14 protein-coding genes are annotated in these 17,156 nt (G+C 52.5%); 8 read left to right on the top strand and 6 right to left on the bottom strand.

The window, feature by feature from the left end:
* Positions 1 to 7 precede the first annotated feature (7 nt).
* Positions 8 to 757, top strand: a complete 750-nt coding sequence (locus ACWAU0_RS00545) for an IS5 family transposase (RefSeq protein WP_458137371.1) — start codon at positions 8 to 10, stop codon at positions 755 to 757.
* Positions 758 to 832: 75 nt separating this feature from the next.
* Here the strand turns inward: ACWAU0_RS00545 and cysK are convergent, their stop codons facing one another.
* Positions 833 to 1,768, bottom strand: coding sequence for a cysteine synthase A (cysK, locus tag ACWAU0_RS00550; RefSeq protein WP_458138033.1), 936 nt, complete (start codon positions 1,766 to 1,768; stop codon positions 833 to 835).
* 556 nt (positions 1,769 to 2,324) lie between these two features.
* Here cysK and pepA point away from each other — a divergent pair.
* Complete coding sequence (gene pepA, locus ACWAU0_RS00555; protein WP_319962486.1) at positions 2,325 to 3,149, top strand: flocculation-associated PEP-CTERM protein PepA; 825 nt, start codon at positions 2,325 to 2,327, stop codon at positions 3,147 to 3,149.
* A 22-nt stretch (positions 3,150 to 3,171) separates the two neighbouring features.
* On the opposite strand, the gene holA is transcribed toward pepA, so the two are convergent.
* Genes holA through leuS form a run of 3 tightly spaced genes read right to left on the bottom strand, consistent with a single transcriptional unit; the run spans position 3,172 to position 7,347 of the window.
* Positions 3,172 to 4,230, bottom strand: coding sequence for a DNA polymerase III subunit delta (gene holA / locus ACWAU0_RS00560; protein ID WP_458138034.1), 1,059 nt, complete (start codon positions 4,228 to 4,230; stop codon positions 3,172 to 3,174).
* A 2-nt stretch (positions 4,231 to 4,232) separates the two neighbouring features.
* On the bottom strand, positions 4,233 to 4,736 hold the full coding sequence (locus ACWAU0_RS00565; RefSeq protein ID WP_033157977.1) for an LPS-assembly lipoprotein LptE: 504 nt from the start codon (positions 4,734 to 4,736) through the stop codon (positions 4,233 to 4,235).
* Positions 4,737 to 4,758: 22 nt separating this feature from the next.
* Positions 4,759 to 7,347, bottom strand: a complete 2,589-nt coding sequence (gene leuS, locus ACWAU0_RS00570) for a leucine--tRNA ligase (protein WP_458138035.1) — start codon at positions 7,345 to 7,347, stop codon at positions 4,759 to 4,761.
* A gap of 91 nt (positions 7,348 to 7,438) precedes the next feature.
* Between leuS and ACWAU0_RS00575 the strand changes: the two genes are divergently transcribed.
* Both ACWAU0_RS00575 and ACWAU0_RS00580 read left to right on the top strand, forming a co-directional pair.
* Positions 7,439 to 7,927 (top strand): zinc ribbon-containing protein, encoded by a 489-nt coding sequence (locus tag ACWAU0_RS00575; RefSeq protein WP_033157891.1) that lies wholly within the window; start codon positions 7,439 to 7,441, stop codon positions 7,925 to 7,927.
* A 58-nt stretch (positions 7,928 to 7,985) separates the two neighbouring features.
* Positions 7,986 to 8,759, top strand: coding sequence for a ParA family protein (locus ACWAU0_RS00580; RefSeq protein ID WP_033157892.1), 774 nt, complete (start codon positions 7,986 to 7,988; stop codon positions 8,757 to 8,759).
* A gap of 95 nt (positions 8,760 to 8,854) precedes the next feature.
* Here the strand turns inward: ACWAU0_RS00580 and phoU are convergent, their stop codons facing one another.
* A complete protein-coding gene (phoU, locus tag ACWAU0_RS00585; RefSeq protein WP_033157893.1) occupies positions 8,855 to 9,583 on the bottom strand; it encodes a phosphate signaling complex protein PhoU in 729 nt (242 codons plus the stop codon).
* A gap of 72 nt (positions 9,584 to 9,655) precedes the next feature.
* Here phoU and ACWAU0_RS00590 point away from each other — a divergent pair, with 72 nt between their 5' ends.
* The 4 genes from ACWAU0_RS00590 (at position 9,656) to ACWAU0_RS00605 (ending at position 14,312) form a co-directional block, all read left to right on the top strand.
* Positions 9,656 to 9,877, top strand: a complete 222-nt coding sequence (locus ACWAU0_RS00590; protein ID WP_165385932.1) for a hypothetical protein — start codon at positions 9,656 to 9,658, stop codon at positions 9,875 to 9,877.
* Positions 9,874 to 10,668 carry a UDP-2,3-diacylglucosamine diphosphatase gene (locus ACWAU0_RS00595; RefSeq protein WP_033157894.1) on the top strand — a complete coding sequence of 265 codons (795 nt, stop codon included), beginning with the start codon at positions 9,874 to 9,876 and terminating at the stop codon, positions 10,666 to 10,668. Before ACWAU0_RS00590 ends, ACWAU0_RS00595 begins: the two co-directional genes overlap by 4 nt.
* A gap of 255 nt (positions 10,669 to 10,923) precedes the next feature.
* Entirely contained in the window at positions 10,924 to 13,449 is a 2,526-nt protein-coding gene (locus ACWAU0_RS00600) for an ExeM/NucH family extracellular endonuclease (RefSeq protein ID WP_033157895.1), read from the top strand.
* 344 nt (positions 13,450 to 13,793) lie between these two features.
* Positions 13,794 to 14,312 (top strand): hypothetical protein, encoded by a 519-nt coding sequence (locus ACWAU0_RS00605; RefSeq protein WP_101051707.1) that lies wholly within the window; start codon positions 13,794 to 13,796, stop codon positions 14,310 to 14,312.
* Between the two features lie 431 nt (positions 14,313 to 14,743).
* Here the strand turns inward: ACWAU0_RS00605 and ACWAU0_RS00610 are convergent, their stop codons facing one another.
* Positions 14,744 to 17,128, bottom strand: a complete 2,385-nt coding sequence (locus tag ACWAU0_RS00610; protein WP_033157897.1) for a TonB-dependent siderophore receptor — start codon at positions 17,126 to 17,128, stop codon at positions 14,744 to 14,746.
* Positions 17,129 to 17,156: the final 28 nt, after the last annotated feature.

Below are 17,156 nucleotides of genomic sequence, written 5' to 3' on the forward strand. Positions count from 1 at the left end.
CTAGCGAATGCCACGCCAACTGCTTACAGATACCCACTGGGAAAAGCTAAAAACGATTATGTTGAGTTTCAGCATTTACGACAAACCCGGTCTTCGGCAAACGGTCGAAGGGATTTTTTATCGCTTGCGTGTTGGCTGCCCTTGGCGAGACTTGCCCGTCGCTTTTGGCAAGTGGAATGCCGCGTACAAGCGCTTCAATGCCTGGTCACTGCAAGAAAAGCTGAGGGGTATCTTTCAAGCGCTAGTGATTGAGCCTGATTTGGAATGGCTATTTATTGATGGCAGCATTATTAAAGCCCATCAACACAGTAGCGGCGGCGCCCATGAAAACCCAACAGCCATCGGGAAATCGGTCGCAGGCAACACGACCAAAATCCATATGGCGGTTGATGCCGGTGGACTTCCCATCCAGTTCTCGATTACGGGGGGCGAAGTACATGACTGCAAAGAAGCGCCGGAATTTGTGGCCAAGCTCCCCCAGGCGGGCTACATGATTGCAGACAAAGGGTATGACAGCGAGCCGTTACGGATTCAAATTCGAGACCAAGGCACAGTCCCCATCATCCCAAGAAAACAAAATTCAATAGTCGGGAATGAGGAAATGGACTGGTGTCTCTATAAATATCGCCACCTCGTTGAAAACGTATTTGCGCGACTGAAACATTTTAGAGCTATTGCCACCCGATATGACAAACTAAAACGCAATTTTGAAGGTGCTATCGCCCTGGCTTGTGCATTTATATGGTTACCGATGTGAAACGGCAACAGCCCCTAGTAATTTGCTTGTTCGCATTAACAACCGGCTCTCGTTATTCACCAAACAATGACGAGCTCAAATAGCGCTCACCGGAATCCGGCAACACGGCGACACGGCGACGATGATTTTACCTGCCTGTTCCGAACGCTTGGCCAGCCGCACAGCAACCGCAAGCGCCGCACCACTCGAAATACCGGCCATAATCCCTTCCTCCTTGGCGAGGCGTCGTGTATAGGCGATGGCTTCAGCGTCTTCTACCGGCTCGATCAAGTCAATCAATGACAAATCCAAATTCTGCGGCACAAAGCCGGCACCTATACCTTGAATACCATGCGGCGCGGCTTGCAAAGGTAGCCCGGCGCGAGTCTGGCTTAATACGGGGCTGCCAGCCGGCTCGACTGCGACACTGAGTACCGGCCTGCCGCAATGCTTTTTCAGATAACGCGACACACCGGTAATCGTGCCACCGGTGCCGACGCCGGCTACGAAAATATCGACCTGACCGCCGCTATCGCGCCAAATTTCCGGGCCGGTGGTTTGTTCGTGTATCGCCGGATTGGCCGGGTTTTTAAACTGTTCCAGCAATACATAATGCTCAAGGTCGGCTGCGGCAATCGCCTCGGCCTGCTCCACCGCCACGCGCATGCCTAGCGCGCCATCGGTCAACCGCAGGTTCGCGCCATACGCCAACAACAACGTGCGGCGCTCCTGGCTCATGTTGTCCGGCATCGTCAATGTGATAGGGATGCCACGCGCTGCGGCCACCGCAGCCAAGGCTATACCGGAATTCCCGCTGGTGGCCTCCAGTAAAGTCTTGCCCGGCGTTAATAGGCCTTGACGCTCCGCAGCCCAGACCATCGCCGCACCGACCCGACATTTCACCGAATAAGATGGATTACGGCCTTCAATTTTCACCAACAAGGTCGCGTTCAATCCTTGGCTAATATGATTGATCCGTACTAAAGGTGTCCGGCCTATCGATTGGGAATTATCTGCGTACCAAGCAGGCATTGAGGGCTTCCTGTGGGATAAGGGGTTTACTTTGCATGAAAAAAATGATCCGGGCTATTGTGACGGATTCTAAGACGATTAACGGATAGTCTTTCAAACAAAATGGCTGCAGTTGCGTTGGTGTTTGTGTTTAGTAACGCCGCCAAATTTCCTGGCTTCGTCATTTTGGGCCCATTTAACAACAATACCAACAATCGTCGCCATCGACACCTTGGGAAATCATTAATTGCCCCAGAACACCCGGCGTAAAGATTCCGACGATTCAGTGTATCGTCGATCATTTGCTTTTTAGAACAACCGGCTTTTATCAAGCTTCCCACGACTTCTAGCGGGCATTTTCCAGAAAAATCTTGTACAAGCAGGACGCTGTTTTTATTGAACATTGCACACGAATTTGTAGTGAGCCCCGGCTCAGATGATTTACGCTTTCCATTGCGACTAAACTGAAAGCCCATTCGGGGAGTTTCAGTAATAGAACTGTAATTTGTGTTGGTTCACAAAATCAGCTATAACCGCATTTTGGGGGAATACAATCTAACTTTTATGAGGTACAGCAATGAGCAGTAAAACTTTAAGCAAGCATCTCAAGCGAAATGCAATTTTAACGGCAGGACTGGTTATTGCCGCCCCTGCTGCGATGGCGAGTACACAATGGGTTGGTACTGCAGATTATAAGTTAGCACCAAACGCTGCCGGCGATGAAGGACCCGCAGTTGGACCGTTTGACAGCTACGACTTTGCCCCTGGCGCCGCCATGATAAAATTCACACCCAATAGTGCCACATCTGGAACGGTAGAGGGTTGGTATCAATCCTATGTGAGGTCACACGACCTAGGCTTCGTTGGCGTCTCAAACGGTAATCTTGGATCAACTTATGAATTGACTGCGGTTGCTCATTTTTTTGGTAACTATTCCAACAGCATCGACGGTAATACCCAGTCGGTGGACAACATGACAGGCGACGTAGCACTGTATTTTGACACTACTCCTGATCACAGCTTCATCAACGACACCGGTTTTTCTGACGTTAACTCACAACGAATTCTTTGGGGGAGTATAAACTCCGGAAACGGCAGTTTGTTCAAAGGTACTGGAGGCCAAGAACTAACCCTGAATTTTGCTGGTGCTGCATCGGGTTCCGACCAGGCTGTGTATAGTCCAAATACAATCGGCGGTGCAGACGCATTCTTTTCCATTACCACTAAAGGACTGCAAAGTGTTAACTTTAACAGCGTTCAGGGACATGCAGACGGTCAAAAATTTGTATCCGACGGTTACATGCAACTGACAGCGGTACCCGTACCAACCGCCGTATGGTTATTTGGTAGCGGTTTGCTTGGTTTACTCAGTACCGGCAAACGTAAAAAAATCACTGGTTAAGGCATTCAATTCCATCTTAAAGCTACCGCTCAAATTTCTTTTGGACAGTAGCTTTAATATTCCACTGCGGGATACCTGAGCCCTTCGAAAACAACAAACAAATCCTAAACAAGCCCTCCCATTCGTCGCCGTTAATCTGGCCTTTGATTTGGCAATCCACATTAGCGCTTGCTTGCAAAATACCCTGTAGCTCCTTGCTCTTCAACCTCTGCAAGGCCTCATGCACCAACTGCTTGCGCTTGTCCCAGATCTGATATTTTTTGTAGAGAACGTCCGGGTTACCACCGCGTTTCAATTCAGTCTTGATACTGACCAGGGTTCGGGCTTCGCGGCTGATAGCCCACAACACCACCGGCGCTGCGACGCCTTCCGCTTTGAGCCCGGCAAGAATTTTAACGGATCGATTCACCTTGCCCGACAACAAAGCATCCATCAACTTAAACACGTCAAACCTAGCGCTGTCAGCCACATCGCCCTCAACCATGGCTTTGTTGATACGGTTAGCCCCGTGCAAGATATATAGTTTTTCAAGCTCCTGAGCCGCGGCCAGCAAGTTGCCTTCGACTCGCACGGCCAGGCTTTTCAACGCCTCCGCGTCAAGATGCATGCCCTTACGTTCCGCGCGGCGCTGCAACCATTGCAACAACTCCGGCCCTTGTAATGGCCAGACCTGCACGGTGATCGCAATTTTATCCAAGGTCTGAAACCATTGCGACTTCTGCGCCGCGCTATCCAGCTTGCCGGCGGTGATCAGCAAAACGGTATCTTCGGGGGGACGCTGACAATACGCGCTTAGGGCTTTGCCGCCTTCTAACCCAGGCTTGCCGGAAGGCAAGCGTAAATCGATGAGTTTTTTGTCGGAAAAGATGGAAAGGGATTCGGCTTCGAGCGTCAATTGCGGCCACTCGTTACCGGTATCGATGGCAATCACTTCGCGGGTGAGATAACCTGCAGTACGAGCCGCACGCCGAATGTCGTCCGCCGCTTCGCCAAGTTGTAGAGGCTCGTCACCGCTCACCAGATAAACCGGTGCCAGCTCTTTCTGCAAGGCAGCGGTCAACTGGTCAAGCTTTAAACGCATACTTATTTTTTCTGCGTATCGACGGCTATCCTGGCTCTAGCCAATATCATCCGCGCCACTTGTTTATAGATTTCGTTGCGAATCAATTGTTCTTCGTTGCCTTTCGCCAGTACCGCCGTTTGGTCGTTAAAAAACTCCCGGGAAATTTCGATCACTTGCTCGTCCATCAGCGCATTTTCCTTGCTGTCGAAAAACTGAAAGCGCAGATAATATTCCAGCTCGGACTCACTGGACTTACCGGTTGAACCGATGGTCAGTACCCGGTTACGCATGTCTTCCCTAAGCACCTTGACCACCACGCCGGCATCATTGGGAGAACCCACTATTTTGCCTTTCGAGGCTTTCATGATGGCTTGCAGTTCGCCTTGTAAAGGCACGGAAGCACCAAACACATACATGTTTTTCAGCACTTCCGGCATCTCTATCGAACCGCGCAGATGATATCCGCAGCCAAGCAGCAGCGCCAAAGTTCCAAACAAAACCATTCGGCTCAAGTGATTTATCATTTGCTTCTCGAAAACCCAGCGTTTAAACAACGATATTCACCAGTTTCTGCGGCACCACAATCAGCTTTTTCACCGGTTTACCTTCCAGATAACGCTGCACATTGTCGTCGGCCAGGGCCAAGGCTTCGACTTGCTCCTTGGACGCCGTTGCCGCAACGGATAATTTACCGCGCAGCTTACCGTTCACTTGCACGACCATTTCGATGGCGTCCTGTTGCAATGCGGATTCGTCGATCAGTGGCCAAGCGGCAAGCACGATGTCATCGTTATGCCCCAACTGATTCCACAATGCTTGAGCCGCATGCGGAATAATGGGCGCCAGCATCAAGACGATGGCTTCCAGCACTTCCTGACGGATTGCCCTGCCATTGGCACTATCGTCTTCAAATTTATTCAGCGCGTTGACCAGCTCCATGTTGGCCGCAATCGCGGTATTAAAGGTATGGCGACGGGCCATATCGTCGGTGACTTTTTGCAACGCCTGATGCAACTGGCGGCGCAACACTTTTTGATCATCGCTCAAGGCCGCCTTGTCCAGCGCTTGCTGAGGCAATCCGGCTTCGACATGCAAATAGACTTGCCGCCACAAACGTTTCAGGAAGCGGAATGCACCTTCCACACCGGCGTCATTCCATTCCAACGACTGGTCGGGCGGCGAAGTGAACATGGTGTAGAGACGCACCGTGTCCGCGCCGTATTTGTCGATCAACACCTGCGGATCGACACCGTTGTTTTTCGACTTCGACATTTTTTCGACCGCGCCCACCGTGACCGGTGATCCATCTTCGAGTAACTTGGCACCGATGATCTTGCCCTTGGCGTCACGTTCGACATCGATTTGGGTCAGATTGAAATAGCGTTTGTGGCCGTGATCGTCGATTTGATAGAAGGTTTCGGCGATCACCATGCCTTGCGTCAGCAAGTTTTTGAACGGCTCGTCGCACACCACCAAACCTTCATCGCGCAACAACTTGGTGAAAAAACGCGCATACAGCAAATGCAAAATCGCATGTTCGATGCCACCGATGTAATGATCGACCGGCAACCAGTAATTGGCGCGCTGATCCAGCATCGCAGTGTCGCAATCCTGGCTGGCATAACGTGCGAAATACCAGGACGATTCCATGAAGGTATCGAATGTATCGGTTTCGCGCCGCGCCGGCTTGCCACATTTCGGACAATCGGTGTGTGGAAAGGTCGGATGCGCGGCCAACGGCGATTGGGAGCCGTCCAGCACCACATCGCGCGGCAAGGTCACCGGCAATTGCTCGTCGGGCACCGGCACTGTGCCACAGTCGTCGCAATAGATCACCGGAATCGGCGCACCCCAGTAGCGTTGCCGCGAGACACCCCAGTCGCGCAATCTGAAATTGGTCTTGCGTTCGCCCTTGCCCAAGCCGGCCAGTTTGGTGGCGATGGCGTCGAAGGCTTGTTTAAAATTCAAGCCATCGAATTCTCCGGAGTTTTTCAACACACCTTTATCGGTAAAGGCTTTTTCGGCAACGCTGTCGTCAGAGCCATCCGCGGCGGCAATCACTTCCTTGATGGCAATGCCATATCGCTTAGCGAATTCGTAATCGCGCTGATCGTGCGCCGGCACCGACATCACAGCGCCCGTACCGTAGCTCATCAACACGAAATTGGCGATCCATACCGGTACGGATTCGCCGGTCAAAGGATGAATGGCGTGGAAACCGGAAGCGATGCCACGTTTTTCCATGGTTTCCATCGCCGCTTCGGAGGTTTCCATCTGCTTGCAGGATTCGATGAAGGCGGCGATGTCGGCGTTGGTTTCGGCGGCCTTCAAGGCCAAGGGATGTTCGGCGGCCACCGCCACATAAGTCACGCCCATCACGGTGTCCGGGCGGGTGGTATAGATGCGAATCGGCGAATCGAATCCCTCAACTGCGAAATCCATCTCCACGCCTTCGGAGCGGCCTATCCAATTGGCCTGCATGGTTCTAACCTGTTCCGGCCACCCCGGTAGTTTATCCAGCGAGGTCAGCAACTCGTCGGCATAAGCGGTGATTTTTAAAAACCACTGGGAAATTTCTTTTTTCTCGACTTGGGTATCGCAACGCCAGCAGCAGCCGTCGATGACTTGTTCGTTTGCCAGCACGGTTTGGTCGTGCGGACACCAATTGACTGGCGCGGTTTTTTTATAAACCAGACCTTTTTCCAGCAAGCGGATGAAAAACCATTGCTCCCAACGGTAATAACTCGGATCGCAGGTCGCCAGTTCGCGGCTCCAGTCGTAACCAAAACCCAGACGTTTCAACTGGTCACGCATGTAATCGATATTCGAATAGGTCCAGTCGGCCGGGTGCACCTTGTTTTGCATAGCCGCATTCTCGGCCGGCAAACCAAAGGCGTCCCACCCCATCGGTTGCAACACATGCTTGCCCTGCATCCTTTGAAAACGGCTGATCACGTCGCCAATAGTGTAGTTGCGGACGTGGCCCATGTGCAGCTTGCCGCTGGGATAAGGAAACATCGACAGGCAATAGTATTTTTCTTTGCCGGTGTCTTCAGAAGCGGTAAACACTCCGGATTTTTCCCAGTCGGCCTGTACTTTTTGCTCTATTTCCGACGGCTTGTAATGCTCTTCCATCCTATTCGTCTTTTGCTGTAAAAAGGCGCTAGAATACCTTAGAGACGCTTAAAGCTAAAGCGTGAAAATTAAAACAACACAAGGAGCAGCCATGGGCGAAAACAAACTGATCAAAGCGTATGACGATCTGATGGGCCATCTTTACGAAGCCCTGGACGATACCTTACACACCGTCGCCGACGCATTGGAAATAGCCAAGGAAAAAACCAGCGCGCTGGGCGGCCACACGCAAGAAGAAATCAATAAAATCGCCGACTATGTGATGCGCGATGTAGAACACGTCGCCACCGCGCCGTCGCAACAAAACGACAGCAATTCGTTGTCCGAATGGTTGAAGTTTGACATCGATTTGATCGAAAACTTTGCCCTGGATGCCTTCATGGACATCGCCGACAAAACCAAGGTCAAGCTGGCCGCGTTGGAGATGGAAGCCAAGCTCTATCATCCTTATAAAAGCGGTGAGGTAGCCGGCCCCGGCACTTTTGTCTGCGATGCCTGCGGTAAACAAATCGCCTTCAAATCCACCAGCGTGATACCGGCCTGCCCGGAATGCAAGGGCGGCAGTTTCTCGCGCGTTTGATATTGCAGGCTTTAACCTTATAATGCGGGCTTTTATTTTTTAGCAATCGAGGGCGATTATGCGCAGGGTGATCTTCAATCAGAAAGGCGGCGTGGGTAAATCTACCATTACCTGTAACCTAGCAGCCATCAGCGCCGTAGAGGGTAAAAAAACCCTGGTGATCGATCTCGATGTGCAAGGCAATTCCACCCAGTATTTGCTGGGCAATAAAGTCGCCGATTCCGACAAGACCATCGCCCATTTTTTCAAAGACAGCCTGGGATTGGGCTTATTCGGCGGCGGGAAGGAAGGCTTGGACGGTCTGATTCATGAAACCCCCTTCCCCAACCTTTTCGTATTGCCATCTCATAGCGATTTGGAAGGTTTGCAAAGCCGGTTGGAATCGCGGCATAAAATCTACAAATTAAAAGAAGCGTTGGAAAAACTGGAAGGCTTCGAGCAAATCTATATCGACACCCCGCCGATTTTAAATTTTTATAGCCTATCAGCGTTAATCGCCGCCGAAAAATGCCTGATTCCGTTCGACTGCGACACCTTCGCTCGTGAAGCCCTGTACACATTGATGCGCGCCATCGCCGAAGTCAAAGCCGATCATAACGACAGACTGGAAGTGGAAGGCGTCATCGTCAACCAATATCAAAAGCAGGCCAACCTGCCGCGGCAGTTGGTGGAAGACCTGATCGCCGAGGGTTTGCCGGTCCTGGAGACCAAAATCTCCACCTCGGTGAAAGTCCGCGAATCGCATAGCGACGCCCAGCCTTTGATCCACTACGCGCCAACCCACAAATTGACCGAAGAATACCGGGCCTTGCATTTGGAAATCCACAAATAACGGTTTGGCATTTACCCACATTAAAAAGCCGGCAATGCCGGCTTTTTTGTTTTTAACTGACGGCAAATACCGAAGAGGCAGCCGCGCGCAAATGCTTAACCAGCAAGACTCGCCTGAGTCGCCAGCCCACCATGCCGCACATCGATACCGTCCAACATAAAAATGGCGTGCTCGGCAATGTTCCGGCAATGCTCGCCGCAACGCTCCATGGCTTTCATCATTTGCATCACATCCAAGGCTCTGCGAATCATTCGGGCGTCGTGCAATACCAAAGTCAATTGGTGCTTGATACCCTCCTGCAATTCCGACTCGCAATCCCTATCGCATTCCAACAAGGCGTATGCCTGCTTGGTATCCCGGCTTTCGAAAACCACCATCAACTTGTCCAAAATCAGCTTGATTAAACCGCCGATTTTCACGATGTCAGCCAACAGCTTTTGATTGGGGTCGCTGGTGTTCGGGTCGAACAACACCGTAATCAGTTTGGCGAACTCGACAATCTCAACACCGATTTTTTCCAGCTCTACGGCGATTTTCGACGTCGATAACACATAGCGCAGATCGTTTGCCACCGGACTATGCCGGGCAATGATGTTCAATACCTCGCCGTCAATCTTGCTTTCGAAGCGCTTGACCTTCTTATGCCGTGATACGACTTTTTGCGCCAGTTCGGCATCGCCGTAGTCCAGCGCCTGCATCGCCTGTTCCAATTGGTAAACCAAAAGGTCCGTCATATCCAGCATCAAACTGTGCATATGCCCTAAATCGGTGTCATACGCATGCAAGGTATGCACATTATTGGGAGTGTCTGTTTGCTTCGTCATCGGCAGTTCTCTTGCTTGTTTGGCCAGGGTCTCGGTAATAAGCGAACCTTAGAACAAGCAGATTACAAGAATGTGACACAACCCGATAGACACGCAAAACCCGGCGCGTTAGCCATTGTTTTTAAACAACATATTTATAGAGCCGACGATCTAAAGTCTGCACAAAACGCCAAAAATAATCCGTTGCCCGCATTACTCGGCAAAGAAGCGACAAGCCTGCTCTGTCATGCTGCTGTCATAAATGCAGACAAAAATAGCCCTCGTCCGATACCAATATTTGGCGTTTGCTTATGAATACCTCTTTCTATCGCACCATCTGGATTTCCGACCTACACATTGGCTCGACCCAATGCCAGGCCGATGCCCTGCTGGATTTTTTAAAACATAACGACAGCGAAAAACTCTATCTGGTCGGCGACATCATTGACTTTTGGGCCTTGTCCAAAAAAATGTACTGGCCGCGTGATCACAACACCATCATTCAAAAAATCCTGCGTAAAGCCAGACACGGCACGCAAATTATCTACGTCCCCGGCAACCACGACGAAAACGTCCGCGATTACGACGATTACGTGTTCGGCGACATCGTCGTCAAAAACTCGGATATTCACACCACGGTAAACGGCAAACGCTTCCTGATCGTCCACGGCGACGAATACGATACCATCGCCAAACACCACCAATGGCTGGCAAAAATCGGCAGCCTGGGTTACGACTGGCTGATCGAAATCAACCGCTTCCTGCGCTTGTTCAGACGCCTATTCGGCAGGCAATCGCATTTCTCCTTGGCGGCGTTTGTGAAATTCAAAGTCAAGAATGTGGTGCAATTTATTTCCGATTACGAAGAAAGCATTGTCCGCACCCTGAAAAACGAAGGCCTGGACGGCGTGATTTGCGGGCACATTCATCATGCCGAAATCAAGGAAATAGAAGGCTTCTTATACGTCAATACCGGCGATTTCGTGGAGAGTTGCACGGCCATTGTCGAACATCAAGACGGCAGACTGGAGTTAATCCGCTGGCTGGCCCAGGAAGCGCCGCAATTGACGCAGCAGCACGATGGAGAATTGCCGCATCCTGGCTAACTCCAAAGCTTGCCGGAACCGGCCTACTTAGCTTTGTATTACATGTCACAAAAACTTCGCCAAACCGTCACGGTTTCTTAACCCTCCTCCAAGCGTAATCCCGGAAAATGTGAGCGGGCTTGCAGAATTTTGGGAAGTCACCCAATGACGCGCTCGTCGCCTATCCCCTTAGGCCGGCGAGTGCGTCTCTCTGCGAGTCAGCTCAGGCTCATCCAAGCCTGCTTACTGATTTTTAAGCACAGAGACCATCCGACCATGATCGCAAAGCACATCCGCAGCTACCCGCTGCTGGCCGCAGTGAGCGCCCTCAGCTGCTTCGGCAACGCCCAGGCAGCCACGCCGGTATTTATCAACGAAATTCACTACGACAATGCCGGCACCGATAGCGGCGAGGCCATCGAAATCGCCGGCCCGGCCGGCACCAACCTCAGCGGCTGGTCGTTGGTGCTTTATAACGGCAACGGTGGCGCCAGCTATAACAGCAAAGCCTTAAGCGGCGTAATAGCCGATCAAACCGGCACCGGCTTCGGCACGCTGAGCTTCAGCTATCCGGCAGACGGCATACAAAACGGTGGGCCAGACGGCATTGCCTTGGTCAACGGCAGCACGGTGGTGCAGTTTTTAAGTTACGAGCCCTCACCTTTTACAGCGGTAGGCGGCCCGGCCAACGGCATGACCAGCTTGGATATTGGCGTAGCGGAAACTAACTCAACTCCCGTCGGCCAATCCTTACAACTGAAAGGCACCGGCAACAGCTACGAAAACTTTACCTGGAACGCCCCAGCCACAAATTCATTTGGCGCGGTCAACAACAGCCAAAACTTCGGCGGCGTCACCCCGCCTCCCCCGGTATCCCAATGCGGCCAAGCGGCAACCCTAATCAGCGCCATCCAAGGCAGCAGCGGCGTCAGTCCGTTGAGCGGCAGCGTGCAACATGTTGAAGCCGTGGTCAGCGCCGACTTCCAAGGCAGCGGTAATTTGAACGGCTTTTTCGTGCAGCAAATCGATGGTGCCGACGCCAATCCGGCTACGTCCGAAGGCTTGTTCGTCGCCTCCAGCTTGCCGGTCAATGTCGGCGATAAAATCCACATCGTCGGCACCGTCACCGAAACCTTCAATATGACCCGCCTGGAAAGCGTCAGCTCAGTGGACATTTGCGCCACCGGTAACGCCTTACCGACAGCGGTTGAAGTAAATTTACCCTTCGACAACGCCGACAATAACGCTGAACGCTGGGAAGGCATGTTGATCCGTCTGCCGCAAACCCTGACGGTCAGCGAAAACTTCAATCTAGGCCGCTTCGGTGAATTTTTACTCTCGTCCGGCGGCCGCTTGATGACGCCTACCCAGGTCGCCATGCCCGGCCAAGCCGCTATCGATGCTGCCGCGCAAAATAGCTTGAATCAGCTCACCGTAGACGATGGCTCAAACATCCAAAACCCAGACCCGGTAATTTATCCGCAACCGACCGGTCTCAGCGCCGCCACGCCTTTACGTAGTGGCGATGCGGTGGTGGGCGCTACCGGCGTGTTGGCTTACGATTTTGGCGTGTACCGCCTGCAACCGACTCAGCCGCTAACCTTTGTCGCCGACAATTCCCGCGGCCCGGTTCCGGCCCTGTCCGCCTTGGGCTCGTTAAAAGTCGCCAGCTTCAACGTGTTGAATTACTTCAACGGTAACGGTGTCGGCGGCGGTTTCCCAACCGCTCGCGGCGCTAATACCCTGGTCGAATTCAACCGCCAGCGCGACAAAATCATTCCGGCCATCCATGCCTTAAATGCCGATGTGGTAGGTTTGATGGAAATCGAAAACGACGGCTACGGCAGCAGCAGCGCCATCGCCGATCTGGTGAATGGTTTGAATCAACTGGCCGGCGCCGGCACGTATGCCTATATCAATCCGGGCTTGAGCAAAGTCGGCACCGATGAGATCGCGGTTGGCATCATCTACAAACCGGCTAAAATCACGCCGGTTGGCGCGGTGGCAATATTGGATTCTTCGGTAAACCCCTTATTTATCGACACCAAAAACCGCCCTGCCCTGGCCCAAACTTTCTTGGATAAGGCTTCCAACAAGTTGCTGACCGTGGCAGTCAACCATCTTAAATCCAAAGGTTCGGCTTGCGACGATGTCAATGATCCCGACACCGGCGACGGCCAAGGCAATTGCAACCAAACCCGCACCAATGCTGCGCAAGCCCTGGCCACCTGGTTGGCTGGCGATCCTACCCACAACGGCGCCAACAATGCCCTGATCATCGGTGACCTGAACAGCTATGCCCAGGAAGACCCGATCACAGCCTTGAAAAACGCCGGTTACCAGAACCTGCTGGAAACTTTCGTCGGCAATCAGGCCGCTTACAGTTACGTATTCGATGGCGCGGCCGGTTATCTGGATCATGGCCTAGCGAATGCCGCACTCGCGCCGCAAGTTAAAAGTGCCGGCGAATGGCATATCAACGCCGACGAACCACGCTCTCTGGATTACAACACCGAGTTCAAAACAGCCAATCAAATCAGCAGCTTCTACGCGGCCGATGCTTATCGCTCATCCGACCACGACCCACTGTTAATCAAATTGTTCGTGCCGGGCGACCTGGATAACGACGGCGATGTCGATGGTAGCGACGCCAATTTGATCAAGGCTCAAGTTGGTAAATGCAGCGGCAAAATAGGTTTTAACCGGGAAGCGGATTATGACGCGACCGGCTGTGTCAGCATGGCTGACTACCGGACTTGGTACGGCTATTTCAATAACTACACGGCGAACAGCAAGCCGTAACGGCCGCGAACATCGCCGATTAATTTTTATTTGTTAAAGAAGGTTTTATGAAAAATATGATATGGCGTCATTGCCTGATACTTGCGTTGGCATTTTGGTCTGGTGTCAACCAAGCGAGTACGCTCAGCACATCCGGCGATATTCAAATTAATCCGGGCGGCAATATAGAACTCCAAACGGGTCAAACCCCAGGAAATCTGCAAGCTAAACAACCACCACTTATTACAGGGGGTGACATTCAAATTGTGCCTCGAGGTAGTATTGCAAGCCCAGCGGGACCAACGCCAACCAATTCGGGATCAATTTCACCGTTAACCCTTGTCTCTCCTACTGAACCCACATTTTTGGCGCTACAGCAGACCTCAGGCTTTACCCATATTGGCGATCATTTTGATGTTGAAGTGCTGGCTTTCGCGCCTTTGGCTAACGCCAGCCCGGACGAACTGGTGTTGGGCTTTGGTTTCAACACGCTATTAGGCGGCACGGGCGCTGCGCAGTTTTTGGGTAGCAGCATTAACCCGTTGTTCACCGACATTTCAACACAGGATGGCGTGAATTTAGCCGCTGCCGGCCTGGCCTTTCCGGGCTTGAGTGCAAATGACGTGGGCTCGTTCATTTCTCTGGCGGTTTTGCATTTTCAGGCCGTCGCGTCAGGTGACTTGAATATCGCGATCACCAGCGATTTGCATGATCTCAACCAAGGTTTGATCTTTTTGAATCAAGGGCCGCTGGCGATCAATGCCAGCGTCGGCTTCAACATCACGGCTGTGCCGTTACCGCCCTCTTTGTTGCTGTTTGGGAGTGGCTTGGTGGTAGGTTTTGGGGGGATTCGGAAGCGCGCGGCATATCTGCATCGCCCCTGACGGACTATTCTCGCCAAATACCCACGGGGCACAAGAGCTGCGATGCTCGGCGCGGAATAACGGGAGAAAACCACTACCAAAATCAAGAGAAAACAAAACGCAGGGTGAGCAACGGTTCTCTGCAAACCGATTATCGGTATAGGCTTATGCCAGGTAATGACAAAAACCGTGCCCGCCCGGCATATTGGCTATTGGTGCGGGCGGTTTTGTAGGTCGTTGCCGGCAGGATCGGAACGTTCTTTTGTTTTTGAGGTTCCGTGCAGCGAGTCGGAAAGAGCCACGTCCAAAGAAAACCGCGTAGGTGCGATTAGCGAAGCGTAATCGCACGTATTTGGGCACAAGTTTCAGGATTGCATGCGTCCGATTACGCTGCGCTAATCGGACGAGCTGTAACGCACAGGAACGAGCCCAAAGATATGCGGCCTCCTGGCTTAAAACTCCACCTTTACCGATCCCAGCAGCGTTCTTGGCGTACCGATATTAACCCGCGAGTTCGGCCCCAGACCCGGAATCACGTCTTGCAGATAATTTTTGTCCAACAGATTGTTTACATTCAGCTGGAAAGTGACTTTGGATTGGCTGACTTTCAAATTGTAGGCAGTCATTAAATCAACCGTAATAAACCCCGGCACATTATAGGTATTCGGCACATTGGTAGAGGCATCGCGCATTGTGATGCCGCCGCCGACTTTAAACCCTTTCAATGACTCCTGTTGAAAGTCGTAAGTATTCCAAAACGTGCCGACGTTTCTGGGGATCGCGAACATCCGCCGACCTTCTCGGCCGTCGTTGTCTTTGGTAACGCGGGTGTCCAGATTGGCGTAGGTGGCGATCATATTCCAGCCCGGTAGGATTTCGCCTTTAATGTCCAACTCCGGTCCGCGGCTACGCACCTCTCCGACCGCGATGGAATACAAGGGATTGTTGGGGTCGGTGGTGGCTACGTTTTGTTTGGTCAAATCGAAATAGGCCAGCGTGGCGCTGAGCCGGCCGTCGAAAAACTCGCTCTTGGCGCCCAATTCCCATTGCTGCGCGCTCTCGGGCGGCAGCGGCTTGCCGCCCTGGCCCAAACCATTGGTGGCGCCAAAGTTTTCGACATAATTGCCGTAAAGGCTCAACCAATCTTGGGCTTGCCACAATACCCCGACGCGCGGTGTCACCGCGTCCGCGGAAAGCTTGGATTGCGCCACTTTATCGGCCTGATCTACGACCTGGTAACGCAAACCGCCCATCACGTGAATCCCGTGCGGCAACTGAATCTGATCCTGGGCGTACAAGCCGTAGAACTCGGTGTCGGTGTCGTAGCGGTCAAATCCGGTCGGAAAGCTATAGCCGGTGTGGATAGGATTATAGATGTCGATGCCGGTCGCGGGATCGCCGTAATAATATTGGCCTGTCGAACGGTTGTTGTAATAATCGCCGCCGACCAGCAATGTGTGCTTTAGCCCAAAGGTATTGAAGTGGCCGGTTAAGTCCAGCGTGGTGTAATAGGTGTTAATGTCGGCCGGGTTAGCAACCACGATTCGATTGAGCTGGCTACCCGTCAGTCCATCTCCCAGCATCGCTACGCTGTTCGGCGTATCCCGGCGCTCGGTGGCGAAGCGATGGCTGATGCTCCAATTGTCGTTAAATTGATGCGACCAATTGAAGCCCAACAAAATGTCGTCGTGATTCTCTGGGGTCTTTTCCATTAAATTGCGCCCGCGCGGCATATCGATAAACCGGCCGTCTACGTAAGGCCAAACCATGGTGTCGTTGACCAAATTGTCGTGTTTGTATTCCATCTCGAAGGTAATTTGCGTTCGAGCGCTGATGTTCCACTTCAGCACCGGCGCCAGAAAGATGCGTTCGCTATCGACCAACTCGCGGTAAGAGCCGCTGTTTTCGTAAGACGCATTCATCCGGTACAACAAGGTATCGTCGTTCGTCAGCGGACCGGTGGCATCCATTGTGGTGCGGTAAAGATCGAACGAACCGAACTGCTGCTGTAAGGCGTAATAAGGGGTATTTAGCGGCTGCTTGGTCACCACGTTGACCATGCCGCCCGGCTCCATCCGCCCGTAAAGAATAGAGGCCGGGCCTTTTACTACCTCAACCCGTTCGACATTGGCCATCTGCCGCTTGCCCCAAGAACTGAACTCGGAGTCGTAGCGGAAGCCGTTGCGAAATAGCGCCGAACTGCGAAAGCCGCGCAGATAGAGATCTTCGGACAGGCCCCCGGAACCCGCGCCCAGGGTTACGCCGCTGACATTTTTTAACGCGGTTTCTATTGTAATCGCTTGCTGATCGTTCAATACTGCTTTCGGCACGATTTGAATATTCACCGGCGTTTCCATCAATGGCGTATCGGTTTTGGTGGCCGTCGCGGAATCGCGCAGCGCATAGTCCTTGTTATACGGATCGTTGGCGTCATAAGCCGCCCTCCCCAGCACCGTTACTGCCGGCATCGTAGCCGCCGACTGTGGCTCGCTGTTATTGACCACCGGCTTAGCTTCGATAATCGCCGTACCGTTGCCCACCAAGCGATAACCCAACCCGCTGTCCTTCAGTAATTTGCTCAGCCCTTGTTCGACGGTGACTGTTTCATGTAAGGCCGGCGCGCTAAGACCGCGGGTCAACTCGGCGTTGAATACCAGTTTTAGATTGGCCTGGTCGGCGAAAGCCGTCAGCGCTTCGGTCAAACCGCCGGCAGTAATGGCATAAGTCCGTGCTTCCTGTTGCATGGGCTCGGCGTAGGCCGTATAGCTGGCAATGCTCAGCGCCAGGGCTGTCACGGCGAATGGCGCACTTAAGGGCGCGAATGCGGGTGTCCTCATAAAATCTCCTGATTGCGTGAATGACTGC

The sequence above is a fragment of the Methylomonas sp. Uni0009 genome, from assembly GCF_054188105.3.

Coding starts and splice junctions, on each gene's coding strand:
- ACWAU0_RS00565 (WP_033157977.1), bottom strand. CDS start 4,736: ATGATAAATCACTTGAGCCGAATGGTTTTGTTTGGAACTTTGGCGCTG.
- ACWAU0_RS00545 (WP_458137371.1), top strand. CDS start 8: ATGCCACGCCAACTGCTTACAGATACCCACTGGGAAAAGCTAAAAACG.
- ACWAU0_RS00580 (WP_033157892.1), top strand. CDS start 7,986: ATGCGCAGGGTGATCTTCAATCAGAAAGGCGGCGTGGGTAAATCTACC.
- leuS (WP_458138035.1), bottom strand. CDS start 7,347: ATGGAAGAGCATTACAAGCCGTCGGAAATAGAGCAAAAAGTACAGGCC.
- cysK (WP_458138033.1), bottom strand. CDS start 1,768: ATGCCTGCTTGGTACGCAGATAATTCCCAATCGATAGGCCGGACACCT.
- ACWAU0_RS00595 (WP_033157894.1), top strand. CDS start 9,874: ATGAATACCTCTTTCTATCGCACCATCTGGATTTCCGACCTACACATT.
- ACWAU0_RS00575 (WP_033157891.1), top strand. CDS start 7,439: ATGGGCGAAAACAAACTGATCAAAGCGTATGACGATCTGATGGGCCAT.
- pepA (WP_319962486.1), top strand. CDS start 2,325: ATGAGCAGTAAAACTTTAAGCAAGCATCTCAAGCGAAATGCAATTTTA.
- phoU (WP_033157893.1), bottom strand. CDS start 9,583: ATGACGAAGCAAACAGACACTCCCAATAATGTGCATACCTTGCATGCG.
- ACWAU0_RS00600 (WP_033157895.1), top strand. CDS start 10,924: ATGATCGCAAAGCACATCCGCAGCTACCCGCTGCTGGCCGCAGTGAGC.
- ACWAU0_RS00610 (WP_033157897.1), bottom strand. CDS start 17,128: ATGAGGACACCCGCATTCGCGCCCTTAAGTGCGCCATTCGCCGTGACA.
- holA (WP_458138034.1), bottom strand. CDS start 4,230: ATGCGTTTAAAGCTTGACCAGTTGACCGCTGCCTTGCAGAAAGAGCTG.